The following is a 17,562-nucleotide window of genomic DNA, read 5'->3' as shown; positions in this document are numbered from 1 at the left end:
TGCGGTTAGAGCTGTGGGGCAAGCTGAATTAGTGCGCGTCTGATTCTTCGTCGACTCTCCGTGCGCGAAGCGCGAAGTAGGAAGCCGCCGTCACTATCACTCCTGCAAGGACCAATGGAGCGCCAGGACCGATTCCCTCCCCGATGACTCCACTGATGATTGGTCCGAGGATCGCGGCCAGATCGAACATGATCCAGTAGAGCGCGGCTCCCTTGGCAGTGCGCCCAGCTTGCCTATCCCCCAATAGCGCACTTGATGGTGGTCCGAGAAAGCTTGCTGCGAGCCCCGTTGTTATGAATGACAGCAAGACGACGAGTAAGACTGTGGGAAATGCCAGCATTCCGAGCGCGCACAATGCCAAGGCGAAGCCGCAGAGAATTATAGGTATTCTCCCAATGCGATCCGAGATAGCGCCGGCAAAAGTGTTTCCAGCGAGCTGAAAGGCCGCCGCAAGTGTCAGAAGTAGGCCTACAAACCCAACAGCCAACCCAAATCCTTCGAGGTAAGCCGGAAGGTAGGCCACACGTAAGCCATAAAACACCCAGCCAGTTACAAATTGGCAAGCCAACGCCGCCGCCATAGGACGATCACGAACAATGTCCAAGAGGGATGCGCTTTCGGGCTGCGGAATTTTCACGACCCGCTTACCTGCGGCGTCAAAAGCACGGCTTGCCGTTCTTAGTGTGATCAAGGTAAGGGCCGCGCCGGACAGCATCGCCGACCCTGACCAGAGAAGCGGCGCTTGGGGACCTATGAGTGCCAATCCCGCTCCCAAGGCAGGTCCCGAAACTGTTCCCAGGGCGAAGGCACCGAAGTAGAGACTCATCGCACTGCCACGCCGGCTTGGAGGCGCCAAGGCAATTAGTATTGCTGTGGCAGTAGTGGTGAATGCTGCACTACCAATACCAGCAACGCACCTCAGCGCGATAAAAACTCCAAAGTCGGGACTTACCCCAGCGGCGACCGTTGCCACCCCCTGCAAAAGCAACCCCAGGCCGAGAACCCACGTTAGCGACCACCTGTCCAGATATCTGGCGAATACGAGGTTGGCGGCAAGGCGCGCCGCGGCCAGTCCACTGATCGCCATGCTCATAGCCGTGGTCCCCACACCAAAGAAATGCCCCAGTGTTGGAAGTATGGGTGCGATGACGCCGATGCCGAGGGCTGAAAGAAACCCTACGCTTGCTATGACGTAAACCGGGGCGGGAAGTTTTTGCATTTGTCTCCGAGACATTTCGGGTGGAGTAGGGCGCTGCAGGCCCCAGGAGTGCCTTCTCCGCCGCAGCCCGGATACAAGCCGCGGTCTGCGTCCAGCCAAGATCACCTAGTTGAGATGGCCTCGTGCTGTGCGAACGAGCTTTTTATTGGCAAACTCGTTCAGACCAAACTCTCCTAGTTCGCGGCCAAATCCGGAGGCCTTCACTCCCCCGAACGGGAGTTCTGGCTCGGTGCCAGCGGTGGCGTTTATCCCGACCATGCCCACCTCGAGCCTTAGGGCCACTTTCTCTGCCAGTTCGTGGTCGCCGCTCCAGACCGAACCTGCCAATCCGTAGATCGTATCGTTGGCGAGGGTAATGGCCTCGTCGACATTGTTGACTCGATGGAGGACGGCCACAGGTCCAAAGATTTCTTCATTCCAAGCACGCATGCCAGGTTTCACGTCCGCAAGGACGATAGGTGGCATGAATGCTCCCGAAAACTCGTGCGCGTTACCGCCGGCCAGCACCGTCGCGCCGGCCGCAACAGCCTCATCGACGATCCCTTGAATCTCCCGGCGCGCCTGCTCTGAAACCATGGGCCCAAGGAGGGTGCCCTCGGATGTTGGATCGCCGGGGACGATCGCGGCCATTGCATGTACGAACTTGGTAGTAAATGCCTCGTACGTGTCAGCCATGATGATGAACCGCTTAGCCGCCACACAGGCTTGACCCCCGTTTCCAATCCGAGCTGTCACCGCCTGGCGAACAACCCTGTCAAGGTCGTGATCATCGAGAACGATAAACGGATCGGACCCGCCCAGCTCAAGGACGACCTTTTTCAGGTGACTGCCAGCCAGTGCGCCAACTGCAGCTCCGGCTTTTTCGGAGCCCGTGAGGGAGACACCTTGTACGCGGGGATCCGCGATTACAGACTCAAGATCCGCGTGCCTGGCGAAGAGATTAATATATGCACCATCAGGCAAACCGGCGTCTTGGAAAAGCTTTTCGAGGGCAAGTGCTGATTGAGGACAGTTGGCTGCGTGCTTGATCAGGATGGTGTTACCCAACAAGAGGTTGGGCGCTGCAAACCGAACGACCTGATAGTAGGGGAAGTTCCAAGGCATGATGCCTAGAACCGGACCTATTGGCGCCGTCTTCACGACCGCACTGTCGCCACTGGAAGGAAACAGCGGCTGATCCTTCAAAAACTCCGATGCGTTGGCTGCGTAGTAATCAAGAATATTTTGGAAGAGTCGTGTGACTTCAGTCCTTGCCTGCTGAATAGGCTTGCCCATCTCCAACGTCGCGATCTGGGCAAGTTCCTCAGCGCGCTCACGGGCTAGTTCAGCCGCGCGGCTGAGCACGGAGACCCGTTCATCCACTGGTGTATCCCTCCAGGTGGAAAAAGCGGCTGTTGAGCGTGTGACGGCGCCCTCCAGCTCTTCCGGCGTCAACGTATTGTATGTCGCATGCACTTCCCCGGTAGCTGGGTTTTTTGTCGTATACATAGCATTCCTCTGTGTCTTTGTAGCTGCGCTGAATAGTTTGCAGGCCAGGGTGTGCAAGGGAATTCTCAGACACCTTGGCCTTGGCTCCGCTGTCCGGACCGAAAGCCTGCCAACCCCGCACTGAAAGCGTCACTTTCGGACTGAATCTGCTTACTGATGTGTTCCCCATACTCAAGTGCCGAATCCCACTGAGAGACCTCGTCAGGGATGGTCCACAGAGCACGTTTTGACCATTTGAGTGCCGCCCTATCAAAGCCAGCAACTCTGTCCGCCAGTTCCTGGACTGTTATCGCCAGGCCCGATAGGGGAACGGAAGCATTGACCATTCCCCAGTCGGCTGCGGTGGTTCCATTGATTCTCTGAGCCGTAAGGATGAGCCAGGCAGCGCGCTTACGACTGATGCGTAGCTGTGCGGCCGGACCAGCGAGAGTCGGATATAGCCCGAACCCCATCTCCGGCATACCGATCTGTGCTTCGTCCGCAGCCACCGCCAGATCTGCAACGTTAATTAAGGTGGAACCTCCACCAAGCGCGAATCCATTGATCGCGGCGATAACTACAGAAGGGTGATTTCGCAGTTCATTCTGAACTCCGACCCAAGTGCTTCTCCCGTCCAGTTCAGCAGTACCGGTATTTCCGGACGCATCTTCCGTGAGGTCAACTCCGGCACAAAATGCCGGTCCGTTTCCAGTCAAAATGATGACTTTCGACTGCCGGCATTCATCCAAAACTTCGATCAAACGAGTTCTGGCCGCCAAGTTCATGGCATTGCGCTTGCTCGGCCTATTCAACGTGACCCATGACACGCCATTATCTCGATGCTCGAGAAGAATCAGGTCAGCATTTTCTGAGAATCCCGTCATTAGGAGACCACCCGGAACTTTGGCAAGGCATAGTCGTCGTTGAGCGGTTCAAAGACTACCTCGACCTTTTGATCGCAGACGAGGTCTTCTGGTCCGTCAACAATGGTGCTCATGACCATCGGGCCATCATCCAGTTTCACCAAAGCGACAATGTAGGGCACGTCCTCAGAGAATGCGGGGAAGTACTTCTGATGCATGACGATCCATGACCACAATATTCCTCGTCCTGTGGAGGCCCGCCAGCTGAAATCGGGGTCCAGGGTCACAGGATCTATTGGCGACTCGGGATAGCGGGGAACACCGGAAGGTCCGTACTGAAGCCGGAATTCTCCTTTTACTGTTCCTTCCCAAAATTCGCGATTCAAGTCCGTGATCGTTGGCAGCATCTTTTCGAGTTGTTCCGGTGTGGGCACAGTCTCACTCTCCTATCAAAATGTGTGACGTCGTGATTGGGGATGCGCAAATGTATTGGGCAACGTTTGCGTCACGTACTTGTCGTTCGCCGGCTTCGCCTCGCAATTGAACGACGGCTTCGACATGATGCGCCCAACCCTGCATGTAGCTCTCGCCGGTGTGTCCTCCGGCGGTATTAATGGGACTCGTTCCATGCCGCCCTATCCTGTCAAGGCTCGCCCACTCCCAGGCTTGCCCTTGCGGGGCATAATTAAATCCTTCCAAGCTGAACAAGATGGTCGGCGTGAAATTGTCGTAGATCTGGGTAACGTCGACGTCTTTTGGCTTCAAACCAGTTTGGGTGTAGAGATCTTTCGCAACTTTTTGAGATGCATCGTAGAAAAAGCTGGGGCTCGTGTAGTAATTGCTTACATCCGCAGCAGACGCTGTCCCGGCAATCCTGACCGGACGATGCGGCAGGTCTTTCGCCCTGTCCATGGTGGTCAATATGATGGCAACGCCGCCGTCATTGATGATGCAGTAGTCATACAGTCTGAGTGGTTCGGCAATGAAGCGGGAGGCGAGGTACTGCTTGGCCGTTATCTGCTCGCGCATCACAGCAACTGGGTTCAAGGCCGCATTTTGACGGTTGTTAATGGCAAGCGGGGCCAGAGCACCATCAGGAACCCCGTACAAGTGGCGGTAGCGTTGATACATCATTGAGACGTACGCGCCCGGAGACGTCATTCCATATAGGGAGTCGTACACAGAAGTCGGACTTGCCGTGTAGCCACCGCCATACTTCATTTGCACCGACCTCCCGTTGTTGCCATAGACGCACGCGACAACGTCAGCCTGGCCAGTGGCAATCAGGGCAGTGGCCTGTTGTATGGCTACTCCGCTCATTCGGCCAGAGCCTTCAAGGCCGTTGATTACACGAACATTTCCTAATCCGAGTACATGGCCACCGTGTTCGTACTGAATCCTTGCGGTTAAAAGACCGTCGATGTCACTCTTCGCCAGGCCTGAGTCCGCTATGGCCAGTCGGAGGGCCTCGGCCCCTAATGCGTACTGGTCACGCTGGGCATCCCTATTGGCATAGAGTGCGCCAAAATCAGTTTGTCCGACCCCAACAATGGCAACTTCTCGTAGGTCATTCATATTTCTCCACTTCCATGAAACTGTGCACGAATCAACCATACGGTTGTTTGATGCCAGTACTAACGTCCAACAAACGGTTTCGAGCAGGTTCGCCTATATCGATGCAGGTAGGGGGACCAGGTCCCTCAATGGAATAGCAGCATTCGCCAGCAGAGCGGAGTCGACCACCGCACCTGCTGCTACTAGCTTCTTAGCGAAAGCGAAGTCCTTTGGACTATTTGCAATATCCGCCGAGATAACTACTCCGCCCTTCAGGTAAAAGACTGTGATGGCGCGAGCTCTGGAGGGGTCGGGCCGGACTACCAGTTCGTCGTAGCCCCGAGAAAGTCCGACCACCTGCAGTTTCACATCGAACTGGTCCGACCAAAACCACGGAACGCTGTTGAACGGGAGGCAGTCCCCCGTCAAGTTGGCCGCGACCCTCCTCGCCTGGGCGGAAGCATTTGGAACGGACTCCAGCCGGCTGAGCCCGCCGTGTTGCTGGTCTGGGTAGCGGGCCACATCTCCTATGGCGTAGATATCAGGGTTGGAGGTCTGCAGGTACTCGTTTACGAGGATGCCGTTGTCCACCTTCAGCCCTGCACCCAATGCAAGTTCCGTGTTGGGAACAAGGCCTATGCCTGCTATCAGGAAGTCCGCCTCGATCTTCGTGCCATCCGTCAGGTACAACGACTCAAAGTTTCCAGCGTCGTCGGTTTCAAACTTGTCAATGCAAGCGTTCAGCCGTATCTCAACCCCTTCGTCCTGGTGTAGCTGACGAAAGAAGCCCGAAACTACGGGAGACGTTACGCGAGAGAGCAGCCTGGGGTTGGTTTCAAGGAGCGTTACGTCCACTCCTAGGGAGCGCGCCACAGAGGCCATCTCAAGGCCGATGTACCCTCCGCCAACAACTACAATGCGCCTCGCCTGGCTCAGGTGTTGCCGAATGAGGGACGCGTCTCGGGCGGAACGCAGTGTAAAAACGTTCCTCGCCGCTGATAACTCAGGATTTGGGAGCGAACGAGGTCGCCCTCCAGTCGCAAGAATCAGTTTGTCGTAAGGAACGGTGGTTCCGTCTTCGAGAACGACATGACGTTCTATGCTGTTGAGGCTACTCACGCGAGCCTCCGTAAGTATTTCAATTTCATGGTCGCGATAGGACTCGGCTGACCGGAGAATAAGACCCCCCTCGTCCACCTCACCCAACAGGAACGCCTTCGAAAGTGGGGGGCGACTATAGGGAAGATGAGGCTCGTCCCCGATCAAGGTGATTGGCCCTTGATGCCCTGCCATACGCAGGGCCGCAGCTGCATCGCTGCCAGCTTGACCTGCTCCGACGATCACGACGTGATCTGTAGACGGCACCCGCGGCGCTTCGGTTACCACCGGACTACTGCGCTTCTGGCACGTGCACAATGAGGCCGTTGAGGTTGGCGTTGCACTTGAGCTGACATGACAAACGACTGAACTGCGTTGGTTCAACTGCCACGGCCTCCAACATTGCCTCCTCGTCCGGACTTGGAGTCCCAACCTTCCCGGCCCAGCCCTCGTCGACGAACACGTGACATGTGGCGCAAGAGAGATCCCCCCCACATTCGCCCACAATGCCGTCAACGAAGTTACTCACGGCAGCATGCATCACGGTTTCAGACTCGTCCGCCTGCACATGCTGTCGCTGTCCTGATTGATGGACATACACAATCTCTGTCAAAGCAACCTCCTCGTTGCCATCGGACGCTCATCGGCGTCACGATGAAAAATTCAACCAACTATTTGATTATAGACAGTCAGGCCACCAGGAGGCAATGGGATCTCTTATATAACTTGTTGGTTGACAGCCTTCGAAGGTAACCCTAAAGTGAGGAAATCCCGTCGTTTGGCCGTATCAAGGAGGATACTAATGACCCCAGCAGCGACATCTGCCGAGACCTTGCCCGATCTAAGCAAACCTGAGACGTTTAGCGAGGAAGTACCTCACGAAGCCTTCGACGCCATTCGGCGCATGCCCGCGCTCTACTGGCAACCGGCCGAGTTCGGAACTCCCAATGGCGGTTTCTGGGCTGTGACACGGTTCGAGGACATTCTGGAGTTTGAGAAGCGCCCCGACCTTTTCAGTTCCTGTGAAGGCCCCGGGTTTCCCCTAATGGGTAGTGGCCCAAACAACGAGTTCGGCGACAACCTGATGTTCATGGATCCGCCCAAGCACGGCCGCGTGCGCCGAGCGGCCGCCGCATCATTTGGGCCGCGAGTTGTAGCAAATTTCGACGGTTGGATCCGCGAGATCGTCGCCGAAGTGCTCGACGATACCCTCCCCTTGGGCAGGTTTGACTACGTGGAGCATGTGGCAAAGCTAATTCCCTCACGAGTCGTGGCACGCGTCCTGGGTGTGCCTTTCGAGCGACGGGGTGACATAGTGCGATGGACAGATGCGATCTTCCACGCCTCAGCTTTCCGAGATTCGGGCGCAGTTATGCTCAAACAGTCGGCCGATGAGATCTTTCCCTACATTCGGGAGTTGCAGCAGCAAAAACTGCGCGTTCCGGAAGATGATATGGTCACCGTTCTCGCCCAATACGTTGAACGCGGCGAGATTACCCAGGAGGAATACCAGTACTATGTGAGCCTCCTCATGGTCGCGGGGTACGAAACCACTCATACCTTGATTGGACAATCAATGCGTATGATCCTGGAAGACCCTGAGATCGCCGAACAGACGTGGCGGGATGTCGAGGCCGGCGAAACTATGCGTGTGGTCGACGAGTTCCTGAGGTTCATAACTCCTGCCATGAACATGGCGCGAGTGGCAACTCAGGATGTCGAGTTTCTTGGTCAACAAATCCGCAAAGGTGATGTCATCCAGCTCTACTTCGTAGCAGCCAACCGCGACCCCGCGGTGTACACGAATCCTCATGTGTTCAATCCGCGGCGACCTGAGACAAAAACCCTCGCATTCGGAAGCGGAGCACACCGGTGCATCGGCAACAGCCTCGCCAAACTTGAGGTGCGAATATTGCTGGAAGAGCTCCACAAGCGCTCAGTAAAACTGGAGCTCGACGGTATTCCCCGCCGCGGGCACAGTACTTGGATCAATCAATTGTTTGCGCTTCCCGTCAAGGTCGGATGAGCATGTCCTGCAGGGTCAACATGTGGCCCTGCAGGCCCTCCAATCTGAACAAGGTTTCCCTTGCTGTTGCCGCGCCCACGAGTTTGTTGCAGCATCAGGAAATCGTGCCTCGTTACTGCAACCCTGGCACGCTAAACAGGATTCCAAGTCGTTGCGTTGTCGATGCTATCCGTCGATGCTATCCAGAAAGTGGAATCTCCGTGTTTATGGGGATCAGCACACCAGTATCGGCACACCGGGCAAATGGAAGTCTTCGATGAAGTCCGAAATCGCATCTGACTTCTTAAATGATGATCATTGGTCCCGGATCGAACCTCTGCTGCCAGTTCGAACGGGCTGCGGTGCCGCCCGTTCCGTGGCATCGGAAGGTTGTTGAAGGCATCAGTAGCGATACCGCTGCGAGATCCATGGCGGGACCTGCTAGCAGAGTTCGCTCTCCGGCATACCCTTGAAGAAGAGCACCGCCACTTCACCTCCGACGGGGGCGTGAGACCGAGCCATGCCAGGGCTTCTGGCCGAAAAAGACGACACAGGGCAGACCTATGGGACAGGTCGGTGGATTCGACTATCAACGGAGCCCACGAGCGCGGGACGACCATTTCCCGCGCCGCGGGGAACTCCCGAATTAGAAGCTGCTAGGTGAACCTTCGGACCATCCGAGCAGTCGTTCCCGCGGCGGACTAAGAAAAAACCCATAATGCTGCGAAGGTGAGGGCCCGCGTCTGGCGGTCCGGCCATGTTCCCAGTCGGCATAGGAGCGATCCGGATGCCTCGCCTCGACGGGGGCCGTGCAAGGACCTTCCCGATGCCCTGGCGTCGCGACCCGCTATGACAAGCTCCCGCTGGCATCCCGCGCCGGCGTCGTTCTATGCGTGCGGTTCCCGATCCATTGCCGAGGGCGCATCCCCGTTTGCCTCTTCGCGATCCGCCTAAGGCGTGCCTCGTTATTGGCGTAGCCAGATAATGACGGCCTTCCGATACTTTTGGACCACGTTGATGATCCATCATGCCGGGCATACCGTTATCGCCGCGGTGCTAAGCCGAACATTTCTGTGGATGTCCCTTAGATCGCCTGATGTCCGCACCAAACCGACGATCATCCGTACAGCAAACAATCGGGGACGCTTTGCCCAATATCTCAAGTGCGGATAGCGCAAGCATGAACCATACCCAACTTTTTGCGCACTGGGAATCACGCCCCCAGACAGCCTACATTTCCGCGTAAAGGCAGTCTTTGGGGCAGTCCATCCATCCCGGGCCTTCGCTAACTCCAGTCCACACCGTGAGCATAAGGACGACCGTCAATTTTGACCGGTTCATTGCTCGACAAAAGCCCTTCCACGGATCCCTCCATGACCGCCCTCCCCAATCGGGCTATCTGGCACTCACAGCGAACCGGCTGTGAGTGCCAGAGGCTTAGTGGCGCCCGAATGTTTGACGGTTCCCCTGGTTAATCCAGACCGCCTTTTCCTCTGTATAAGCGTCGAGCGCATCTGGTCCGAGCTCCCGCCCAATTCCGCTCTGTTTGAAGCCTCCAAACGGAACGTTGAAAGAAACCAAGCGGTAGCTGTTGACCCATACGGTCCCAGCGCGGACCCTTCCAACCATGCGGTGGGCCCGCCCAACGTCGTTCGTCCAAATCCCCGCTGCAAGTCCGAACTCCGTGTCATTGGCGATGCTTACGGCCTCGTCTTCATTTTTGAAGCGGATGACGCTTGCTACGGGGCCAAAAATTTCATCTTGAGCAAGCCTGGAGCCATTGTCGACGCCAGCAAAAACAGCCGGCTCGATGAAGAGCCCATTTCCGTTGCCGCTCGCGTCCCCGCGGGTAACACCGCCCGTGACAAGTTCTGCCCCTTCGTCCTGACCGATCTCAACGTATTCCAGCACCTTCTGGAACTGTGCGCGATTTGCCACCGGGCCAACGTCAACAGACGGGTCCAAGGGATCACCAAGGCGAAGCGACCTGGTGGCCCTGGCCAGTCGCTCAACAAACTCGTCATGGATGGCATCCTGGACCAGGACACGTGAACCTCCCATGCAGGTCTGGCCTGTGGCTGCGAATATTCCCGCCATGACTCCATGGACGGCATCGTCAAGGTCCGCATCGGCAAAGATGATGTTGGGAGATTTTCCACCCAGTTCGAGAGTGACCCGTCCGATTCGTTCTGCGGCTTGCTTGTAAATTGCCCGACCCGCACCCGTGGAACCGGTGAAGCCAATCTTGTCGACATCGGGGTGGGAGACTAAGGCTGAGCCGGTCGGCTGGCCAAAGCCGGTCACGACGTTGATTACACCTGGTGGAAACCCAGCTTCCATAGCCAGCTCGGCAAGCCTGAGCGTTGACGTCGGGGTAACTTCTGAGGGTTTGATGACGATAGTGTTTCCAGCGGCAAGAGCTGGGAACAACTTCCACGACAACAGCCCCAGAGGGGTGTTCCATGGGGTGATGGCAGCGACGACGCCGATCGGCTCCCGGACGCTATAAGCAGTGGTATTCGGGATCAGTGACTGGAAGGTGCGGCCGTGAATGTTCTCAGCCAAGCCTGCAACGTAATGAGCCTGCGGACCCAATGTCCGGGCGCCGGCAAGCATTTCGGTGATGAGTTTGCCGTTCTCGTGGATTTGGATTTTTGCGAGTTCCTCGGCATGTTCCCCGATGAGATCCCCGAACCGCCGAAGCAGTTGCGACCGGACGAGAGGCGATGTTGTGCCCCAACCGTCCTGATCGAACGCGCGACGAGCCGCCCGTACTGCGCGATCAACATCCTCCACCGTGGCGGCGGGAATCCTTCCCCACGGGACATTGTCGAACGGATCCACGCACTGAAACGTTTGGCCACTCGAGGACTGGACCCAGTCTCCATCTATCAGCATTGCGTAGTCGCGATCCGTATCCGGTGAAAAACGTTCGGCCAGAACCGAACTAGCCAGATTGTTCATATGCTTCTCCTGTACATCGTTGTCAGTCATTGAGCCTGTCGTCCTATTTGATTGGCGCCGCTGAAGCCAGTTGCGGGCCTTCGTTCAAAACACCGGAGACGACTAGATCTTTGATCGTTTCATCGTCAATGGCTAGTCGCTCCTTGAGCACCTCGCTGGTATGCTCTCCGAGGTTTGGAGCATGGCGTCGAATATTTCCGGGCGTCCCTGAGAGCCGGGCAGAAAAGCCCCGCTGCCTGAAGGTTCCCAAGGGTGTATCGACTTCCCTGAAAAAGCCAAGTGCCCCAAGTTGTTCGTCTTCCAGAACTTCAACAGCATTTGTCACCCGGGCAGCCGCTATTCCGGCTTCAGCGAGGGCCCTGACGACCGCAGGTGGTTCCAGCCAGGACGTCCATCGGGCAATACCTTGATCGATTTGGTCGTGCGCGTTCCATCGCAGTTCAGGGGATGCAAGTGTGGATTCGCTTGGGTTGATACCCACAACTCGTGCAAGTTTCGCCCACGAGGTGTCGTCATTGGGAATCGAGAGAGCAACCCACTTCTCACTATGGGCTGTCGGATAGACCCCTTGAATGAAGTCCTCAGCTCTGTTGCCCAGAGGAACGGGGTCGACTCCGGAAACCGATCCTGCCATTACCTGTTCTCCCAGGGAAAAGGTCACGGCTTCCCGCTGAGAGAAGTCGATCCAAGTGCCTGATCCCGTACTTTCGGCTTGGCGGAGGGCGGCAAGAACCACACCTGGAGCCAAGAAGGAAACCAGCTGATCTGGATAGTTCACGTTGTTTCCGGACCATCTAGGCGTGTTTGCGTCGTATCCGGTCACGGACATCAATCCGCCCAGAGCATCCAACGTTGAGCCGAACGAAGCGTATCGGCTTTCTGGCCCCTGGATGCCTTGACTGGTAAGGGATAGAAGGACGATGGCTGGATTAGCCTCGCAAAGGTCCTCATACGTTAGGCGCAGGCGTTCCAACACGCCCCGGCGGAAATTCTCGACGACGACATCGCTTGACCGGACCAAATCCAGCAGCAGAGACCTCCCTTCGGCCGTCTTCAGATTCATACCGACGCTGCGCTTTCCCCGGTTCACAGTGTGAAACGGCGGGCTGAGATCATAGTCGTCATTTCCTGTGGACGAAGAAACCTGATTCCAGGCGCGGAAAGGATCGATGTGAGCGAAGGACTCCACCTTGACAACATCCGCACCGAAGTCGGCGAAAACACAACTTGTCGCTGCTCCCGCCGTGATGGTGCCCAAATCCAGTACCCGTACTCCATGTAGTGGACCCGGGGGTTCGGTTGCATCTTGGCCGGCAAGCTGCCCCTGCTCATTCACGTGTAGCTCCGTCCCTAGATTTTAGTGCGCCAATCATCGCTTCGCCACGTGGCCGCCGTCCCCCAAAAGTGAAGGGCACGCCTGGCTGCTTCGCTGAAGGCACACCGGGGATGCCTGCACTCTCAAGGAACCTCTGGTCCAGGTACTGCTCGGAGGACAACAGGTCCGAGATGAGCTCAACGCTGCCCACCGGTATACCTCGTGCTTGGGCTGCATGGTAAAGAGCCTCCTTCGTCCACGTCCCAGAGCACTCGGACAGAATGAGGGTAAGCTCTGCCTGATGCTCGATCCGAGCAGCAGCACTGGCAAATTTAGGCGAAGCAAGGCGGGGATCCGAAAAGAGCGATACCACCTGCGCCCAGTCAGTATCACGGTAGTAGAACGCGACGTGCCCATCTTGAGTCCTCAGAATGACAGGCCCTGAGCTTCCTCCCCGCGAGAGAACCACGCCATTCGCTTGGTAGTACGTCGCGCCCTTCCACTCCAAGTAGGCCACCGTCTCAAGGTAACTCGTTCGTATGACCTGCCCTTCACCCGTCTGATCGTGATGGTGCAGCGCAATCATGGTGCCAGTGAAGGCCTGCATTCCGGTGGAGTATGCGGCCTGGTTTCCGGCCAATGCCAGCGGATGCCTGTCTCGGTCGCCAACAAGATTGATCAGGCCTCCAGCGGCCTGGGCAACCAAATCAGAAAAAGGATCTCCGGCCCGCGGTCCCTGCTCACCCCAGCCGCTTATGGCTGTGACAATCTTCCCATCACGGCTAAGGCTCTCCACTTCCACGCCCTCCGACACGAAATACTGATGGGCTCCGATTACGATCTCTGCTGACCGGATAAGGGACACAGCGCCGCCATCGACGCTTGCAGCACTCCGAATCGTTTTGCCGTTGTTCAAGTACGTGAAGAGGAGACTCGTTCCATCTGGTCCCATCGGTGCGCGCGAGCGTGAGGCGAAGCCAGTTTCCGGTTCAAATCTCGTGACGGCCGCTCCCAAGGCTCCCAAAAGTTTTCCAGTTAGCGCGACAGCAATGTCATCCCCAAGTTCGACTACGGAAAGACCGGACAACGGACCGCTATGTCCGAAGTCTGTTCTCCCCATATTGCGTGTTTCCATGCAAATTTTCTCCTCCTGCAGGTTTCGGCGAGCTAGTGATTCAGTTCAACCAACTAGTTACTTGAGTCTATCGGAACGAGCCTGTTAGTCAACCAAGTGTTCGGTTGAAAGGTGGTAACCTACCTCCATGGCACGAACCTCTAACCAGCAGCCCGAGAGCCCAGCCGTCCAGGAGGAGGAAGTTGACGGACCCTCCCGGAGGGATCGAATTCTCCAGGTCGCCACCGAGCAATTCGCCCAAAAAGGCTTTGCTGCCGTACGAATTGATGAAATCGCCAAAGCCTCGGACTGCAACAAGCAGTTGATCTATTACTACTTTGGCAACAAAGCCGGCCTCTATGATGCCGTGCTTTCGGCCATGATCGAGGGTACGGCTCCCGCGTGGACGGCCATGGAATCACTACGCCTTGAGGACACTGCCGGCCAATTTCTTAGCGCGGGTTCAAGTGCAAACTCGAAGTTTTGGCGCCGCCTCCTTGTGTGGGAGGGTATCGAAAATAGCGAGCGCGGCGATCAAGAGATTCGCATGGAGGCAGAGCGGACCAAGGCTTGGCATCGGGAGATTGACATCGTACGTCGCTCCCAAAGCCAGGGGGACTTAAGGGCAGACATGGACCCTGCAATGGTGGCGTTGTTCATTGTCATGATGTCCATGGGGCCTCATGCACTGCCCCAGATTACAAAGATGCTTACAGGCGAAGATCCTGGCAGCGAAAATTTCGCTGAGCGTCGTCGGGTCTTTGCCRCGCAACTCATCCAGGCGCTTCGTCCGGAGTGATGGTTTGCGCCCCAACAAGCGCGACCCTTCCCAATATTCAACCAACCAGATAGTTGACCATCCACCCGATAAAACCTAAACTAGTTCTGAACACGGACTAAGGCCCTTAAGGCACATCTACGTTGCGAACGGAATCGCTTGGCCTAGGCTTGTCAACGATGGCTCGATCACAGGTACGGATCGCATTCCGCTCACAACAGATCCCGCACTTAAGCCGCCTATTCAGCGAAAGGACCACAAGATGTCTTCACTGACAGATGCAGTTGTAGTTGTTACGGGGGGAGGTACCGGCGTCGGCCGCGCGCTGGCTCGGGAAGCCGCCTCACGGGGAGCACGCGTGCTCATCGGTTCCACCGGGGACGCCAGCGAAACAGTGAATCTGATAACTGCAGCCGGAGGCCAGGCTGAGTGGGTCACAACTGATGTTGCGGACTACGAATCTGTGATGAACCTCAAGGCCGAAGCTCTGCGCCGGTTCGGAAAAGTCAACGTCATGGTAAACAATGCAGCCAGTGGCGGCGAAAACGCTGGTCTTGACACAGCTGACCCGACAAAGGCCCGGCGCCTCTTCGAGGTGAACGTGCTCGGAATGTTCAACGGAATCAGGGTGTTTGCTAAGGAACTTAAAAAGTCTGCACAGCGTGGGCAGGCCGCCTATATTCTGAACGTGGGATCGGAACATTCACTCGGAGTGCCCCCACACGTGATGGCACTTAGCACCTACACCGTCAGCAAGTACGCCAATTTGGGATTTACTGACGTTGCGCGTCGGGATTTCGACGGTACGGGAGTCGGTACCAGTCTGCTTGCACCGGGATGGGTTTTAACGGAACGGGTGGGCGAATTGATCGCTGCACACCCCGAACTCAGGTCGGCCATTGAACCGTACGCCCAATCCTCAGAGGACGTCGCCAAACAGGCTTTCGACGGTCTATTGAGCGGAATACACATTATTGCCACAAATCCCGCGTCTCGAGCGTTCGCATTGGAGCACGCACGCGACGTCATGGCTAATGTTCAAAGACTTGCCCTGGTGGAAAACCTTGAATCTGATATTTCGCACACGCACGACGGTACCGGTGATGCCACCAAGTGCCCGGTTCCTCACGCGTCCTTCCTCGGGACACGGTGAGGGTCCAGCCACAACCCCAGGGGCGTAGGACAACAGTGACCGAGCCCATTTAGAGAGCCACACAGCAGTCGGCAGCCTCTGGGTCTGGATCCATTCCATCCCCACTTGAAGCTGCCGGTCCACAGTTTGCCAGAGGAAGCAATGATCACTCCCCCTATTTCAGCAGCATCTTCAGATTTCCCCATCGCAAGGAGCTTCCTACAAGAAATCTGGCGCTCATTGGGTGGAGAGGCGCCTGCCCTCGAAAGAGTGACGTTCCACAACGAGGGAGACCTTTCCTCGCCGTTTCCAGTTGTTGATTTCGCGGCGGCCACCTTTGCCGCCGCGGGGCTAGCCGCGAGCCAACTAATTCACGATGCCGGCCTAGGGGCGCCCGATGTGAGGGTGGACCGGAAGAATGCTACAACCTGGTTTGATTTTCCCATAGCGCCTTCGAGGCTCATCGACGAGCCTCTCCCCCATGGCATCCACTCAAAGTGGATGGTTGAGTTCCAGACTCGAGACGCCCAGTGGATTCGAGTGCAGGCAACATACCCTACGCTTCGCCAGCGATTGTTTGAAAGCCTCGAAATCAAAGGTGACCTCAATGATGTCGCTGAAGCGCTTTCTGGTTTGAATGCAGACGAAGCAGAAGACCGGCTGATCGCCGGAGGCGCTGCGGCAGCCGTAGCCCGGTCTCTCGATGACTGGCGACATCATCCCCAAGGTGCCGCCGTCGCGCGTGAACCCGTCGCCGCACGCGAGGACACCCTCTTGGGCGCCGACTCTTGGCGACCGACACCGGGACGGCCGCTCCTAGGGGTCCGCGTTTTGGACCTGACGCGGGTCGTGGCAGGCCCAATGGCCACTAGATACCTCGCGGCCCTCGGCGCGGAAGTCCTTAGGCTGGATGCACCAAACTCGGACGAAGTCCTGCTGGGAAGAGCTAACGACATTGTCCTCGGCAAGCGATGGGCATTGCTCGACATCAAAACGCCGGAGGGAAGGGAACACTTCAAGAAATTGCTGGCATCAACCGATGTTTTGGTGCATGGCTATAGGCCAGGGGCACTTGACGGCCTCGGGTTCGATCAAGAGACACGGTCTTCTCTTCGGCCTGGCCTGGTGGAGGTTGCCTTGTGCGCTTATGGCTGGACAGGCCCGTGGAGGGAAAGACGGGGTTTTGACACTCTGGTCCAGTTCTCATCTGGAATCGCACATGAAGTGAGCCGGTGGGCAAATCAGGACCCTGACCGTCGACTTCCGCTCAATGCCCTGGGACATTCAGTTGATGCAACCCGGCCGCGACATCTACCGGTGGAGGCCCTCGATTTCGGCACCGGATATCAGCTTGCTGCAGCGGTGCTTGAAGGCCTGCGTCGAAGGATGAACACGGGCCTCGGATCCGTCACTAAAATGTCGCTCGCCCGGTCGGCTGCTCTGCTTGCAAATGGAGGATCGCCTCAATATCAAGAGACATTCCGGTTGCCGATCGAGGCTGACTTTCTGGATGATCGCATTTACAGCATGGGCGGAAAGGCGTCCCAACGGCTAACGTTCCCTTTGACGATCGAAAACACCCCTCACTTTTGGGATCGAATCTCGGAGGGGCCTGGAGCATCTGCGCCGACGTGGTCTTATGATCGGCCATGACTGCCGGTGGCAGCGGTTGCCGGCACTCCTGAATAAGTGAAAGCCAGCTCCGCCGACCTGTGCAAGCAGGACCGGCGGAGCTGGAGCTTTTTTGATGCATTGCTGGACGCCCAACTACATAAGCCTGACCCGGCCTGRCCTGCAGCCCGGGGCGGGGCAGGGCGAGGCGAGGCTAGGACTCGATGGCCCAAGCCATGCGATGCAAAGCGTTGGCAATTCGGCCTCGAAGAGTTCTCCACCAAAGAGGCGGTCGCGATTCTTCCCTCATGACCACAGGAGCGCCAGGTAGAGCGCTCAGAGCCTCATGAGCGTTGAGCGTAGCCAGTTCTTGCCGTGCCAGAAGCAGAGCAAGTGGATAGTAACTGTTCATTGTTCCCCGTGTCGCTACAGATGATGGGCG

The 17,562-nt window shown here is 57.0% G+C and carries 14 protein-coding genes; 4 read left to right on the top strand and 10 right to left on the bottom strand.

Annotation, left to right across the window (positions count from 1 at the left end):
- Positions 1-28 precede the first annotated feature (28 nt).
- The 7 genes from AB4Y87_RS03525 to AB4Y87_RS03495 all read right to left on the bottom strand — a co-directional run bounded on the left by AB4Y87_RS03525 (position 29) and on the right by AB4Y87_RS03495 (position 6,802).
- Entirely contained in the window at positions 29-1,219 is a 1,191-nt protein-coding gene (locus tag AB4Y87_RS03525) for an MFS transporter (RefSeq protein WP_431114707.1), read from the bottom strand.
- A gap of 105 nt (positions 1,220-1,324) precedes the next feature.
- Complete coding sequence (locus tag AB4Y87_RS03520) at positions 1,325-2,764, bottom strand: NAD-dependent succinate-semialdehyde dehydrogenase (protein WP_431114706.1); 1,440 nt, start codon at positions 2,762-2,764, stop codon at positions 1,325-1,327.
- A gap of 8 nt (positions 2,765-2,772) precedes the next feature.
- Positions 2,773-3,570 (bottom strand): enoyl-CoA hydratase/isomerase family protein, encoded by a 798-nt coding sequence (locus tag AB4Y87_RS03515; protein ID WP_431114705.1) that lies wholly within the window; start codon positions 3,568-3,570, stop codon positions 2,773-2,775.
- Entirely contained in the window at positions 3,570-3,983 is a 414-nt protein-coding gene (locus AB4Y87_RS03510; protein WP_431114704.1) for a Zn-ribbon domain-containing OB-fold protein, read from the bottom strand. The genes AB4Y87_RS03515 and AB4Y87_RS03510 overlap by 1 nt, the downstream gene beginning before the upstream one ends.
- 4 nt (positions 3,984-3,987) lie before the next feature.
- Positions 3,988-5,124 carry a thiolase family protein gene (locus AB4Y87_RS03505; protein ID WP_442003092.1) on the bottom strand — a complete coding sequence of 379 codons (1,137 nt, stop codon included), beginning with the start codon at positions 5,122-5,124 and terminating at the stop codon, positions 3,988-3,990.
- A 93-nt stretch (positions 5,125-5,217) separates the two neighbouring features.
- On the bottom strand, positions 5,218-6,447 hold the full coding sequence (locus AB4Y87_RS03500) for an NAD(P)/FAD-dependent oxidoreductase (RefSeq protein WP_442003091.1): 1,230 nt from the start codon (positions 6,445-6,447) through the stop codon (positions 5,218-5,220).
- A 46-nt stretch (positions 6,448-6,493) separates the two neighbouring features.
- Positions 6,494-6,802 (bottom strand): 2Fe-2S iron-sulfur cluster-binding protein, encoded by a 309-nt coding sequence (locus AB4Y87_RS03495; protein WP_442003160.1) that lies wholly within the window; start codon positions 6,800-6,802, stop codon positions 6,494-6,496.
- A gap of 132 nt (positions 6,803-6,934) precedes the next feature.
- Between AB4Y87_RS03495 and AB4Y87_RS03490 the strand changes: the two genes are divergently transcribed.
- The gene (locus AB4Y87_RS03490; RefSeq protein WP_442003090.1) at positions 6,935-8,227 is read left to right on the top strand and encodes a cytochrome P450; all 1,293 of its coding nucleotides are present in this window, start codon (positions 6,935-6,937) and stop codon (positions 8,225-8,227) included.
- 1,416 nt (positions 8,228-9,643) lie between these two features.
- Here AB4Y87_RS03490 and AB4Y87_RS03485 read toward each other — a convergent pair.
- The 3 genes from AB4Y87_RS03485 to AB4Y87_RS03475 are packed head-to-tail and all read right to left on the bottom strand — an operon-like array spanning position 9,644 to position 13,620.
- Positions 9,644-11,170, bottom strand: a complete 1,527-nt coding sequence (locus AB4Y87_RS03485) for an aldehyde dehydrogenase (RefSeq protein WP_442003089.1) — start codon at positions 11,168-11,170, stop codon at positions 9,644-9,646.
- Positions 11,171-11,213: 43 nt separating this feature from the next.
- Positions 11,214-12,506: a CaiB/BaiF CoA transferase family protein gene (locus AB4Y87_RS03480; protein WP_442003088.1), complete on the bottom strand. Its 1,293-nt coding sequence runs from the start codon at positions 12,504-12,506 to the stop codon at positions 11,214-11,216.
- Positions 12,499-13,620, bottom strand: a complete 1,122-nt coding sequence (locus AB4Y87_RS03475; RefSeq protein ID WP_431114698.1) for a CoA transferase — start codon at positions 13,618-13,620, stop codon at positions 12,499-12,501. Before AB4Y87_RS03475 ends, AB4Y87_RS03480 begins: the two co-directional genes overlap by 8 nt.
- A 127-nt stretch (positions 13,621-13,747) precedes the next feature.
- On the opposite strand from AB4Y87_RS03475, the gene AB4Y87_RS03470 reads away from it, so the two are divergent.
- The 3 genes from AB4Y87_RS03470 to AB4Y87_RS03460 all read left to right on the top strand — a co-directional run bounded on the left by AB4Y87_RS03470 (position 13,748) and on the right by AB4Y87_RS03460 (position 17,162).
- Positions 13,748-14,398, top strand: a complete 651-nt coding sequence (locus tag AB4Y87_RS03470) for a TetR/AcrR family transcriptional regulator (protein WP_442003087.1) — start codon at positions 13,748-13,750, stop codon at positions 14,396-14,398.
- A gap of 241 nt (positions 14,399-14,639) precedes the next feature.
- On the top strand, positions 14,640-15,530 hold the full coding sequence (locus tag AB4Y87_RS03465) for an SDR family NAD(P)-dependent oxidoreductase (RefSeq protein ID WP_442003086.1): 891 nt from the start codon (positions 14,640-14,642) through the stop codon (positions 15,528-15,530).
- A 552-nt stretch (positions 15,531-16,082) separates the two neighbouring features.
- Positions 16,083-17,162, top strand: coding sequence for a CoA transferase (locus tag AB4Y87_RS03460; RefSeq protein ID WP_442003085.1), 1,080 nt, complete (start codon positions 16,083-16,085; stop codon positions 17,160-17,162).
- Positions 17,163-17,562: the final 400 nt, after the last annotated feature.

Origin of the sequence: Paenarthrobacter sp. RAF54_2 (assembly GCF_052113945.1) — a bacterium.
In the GTDB taxonomy this organism is placed as follows: Bacteria; Actinomycetota; Actinomycetes; order Actinomycetales; family Micrococcaceae; genus Arthrobacter.
This window is presented reverse-complemented; position numbering and strand designations above follow the sequence as displayed.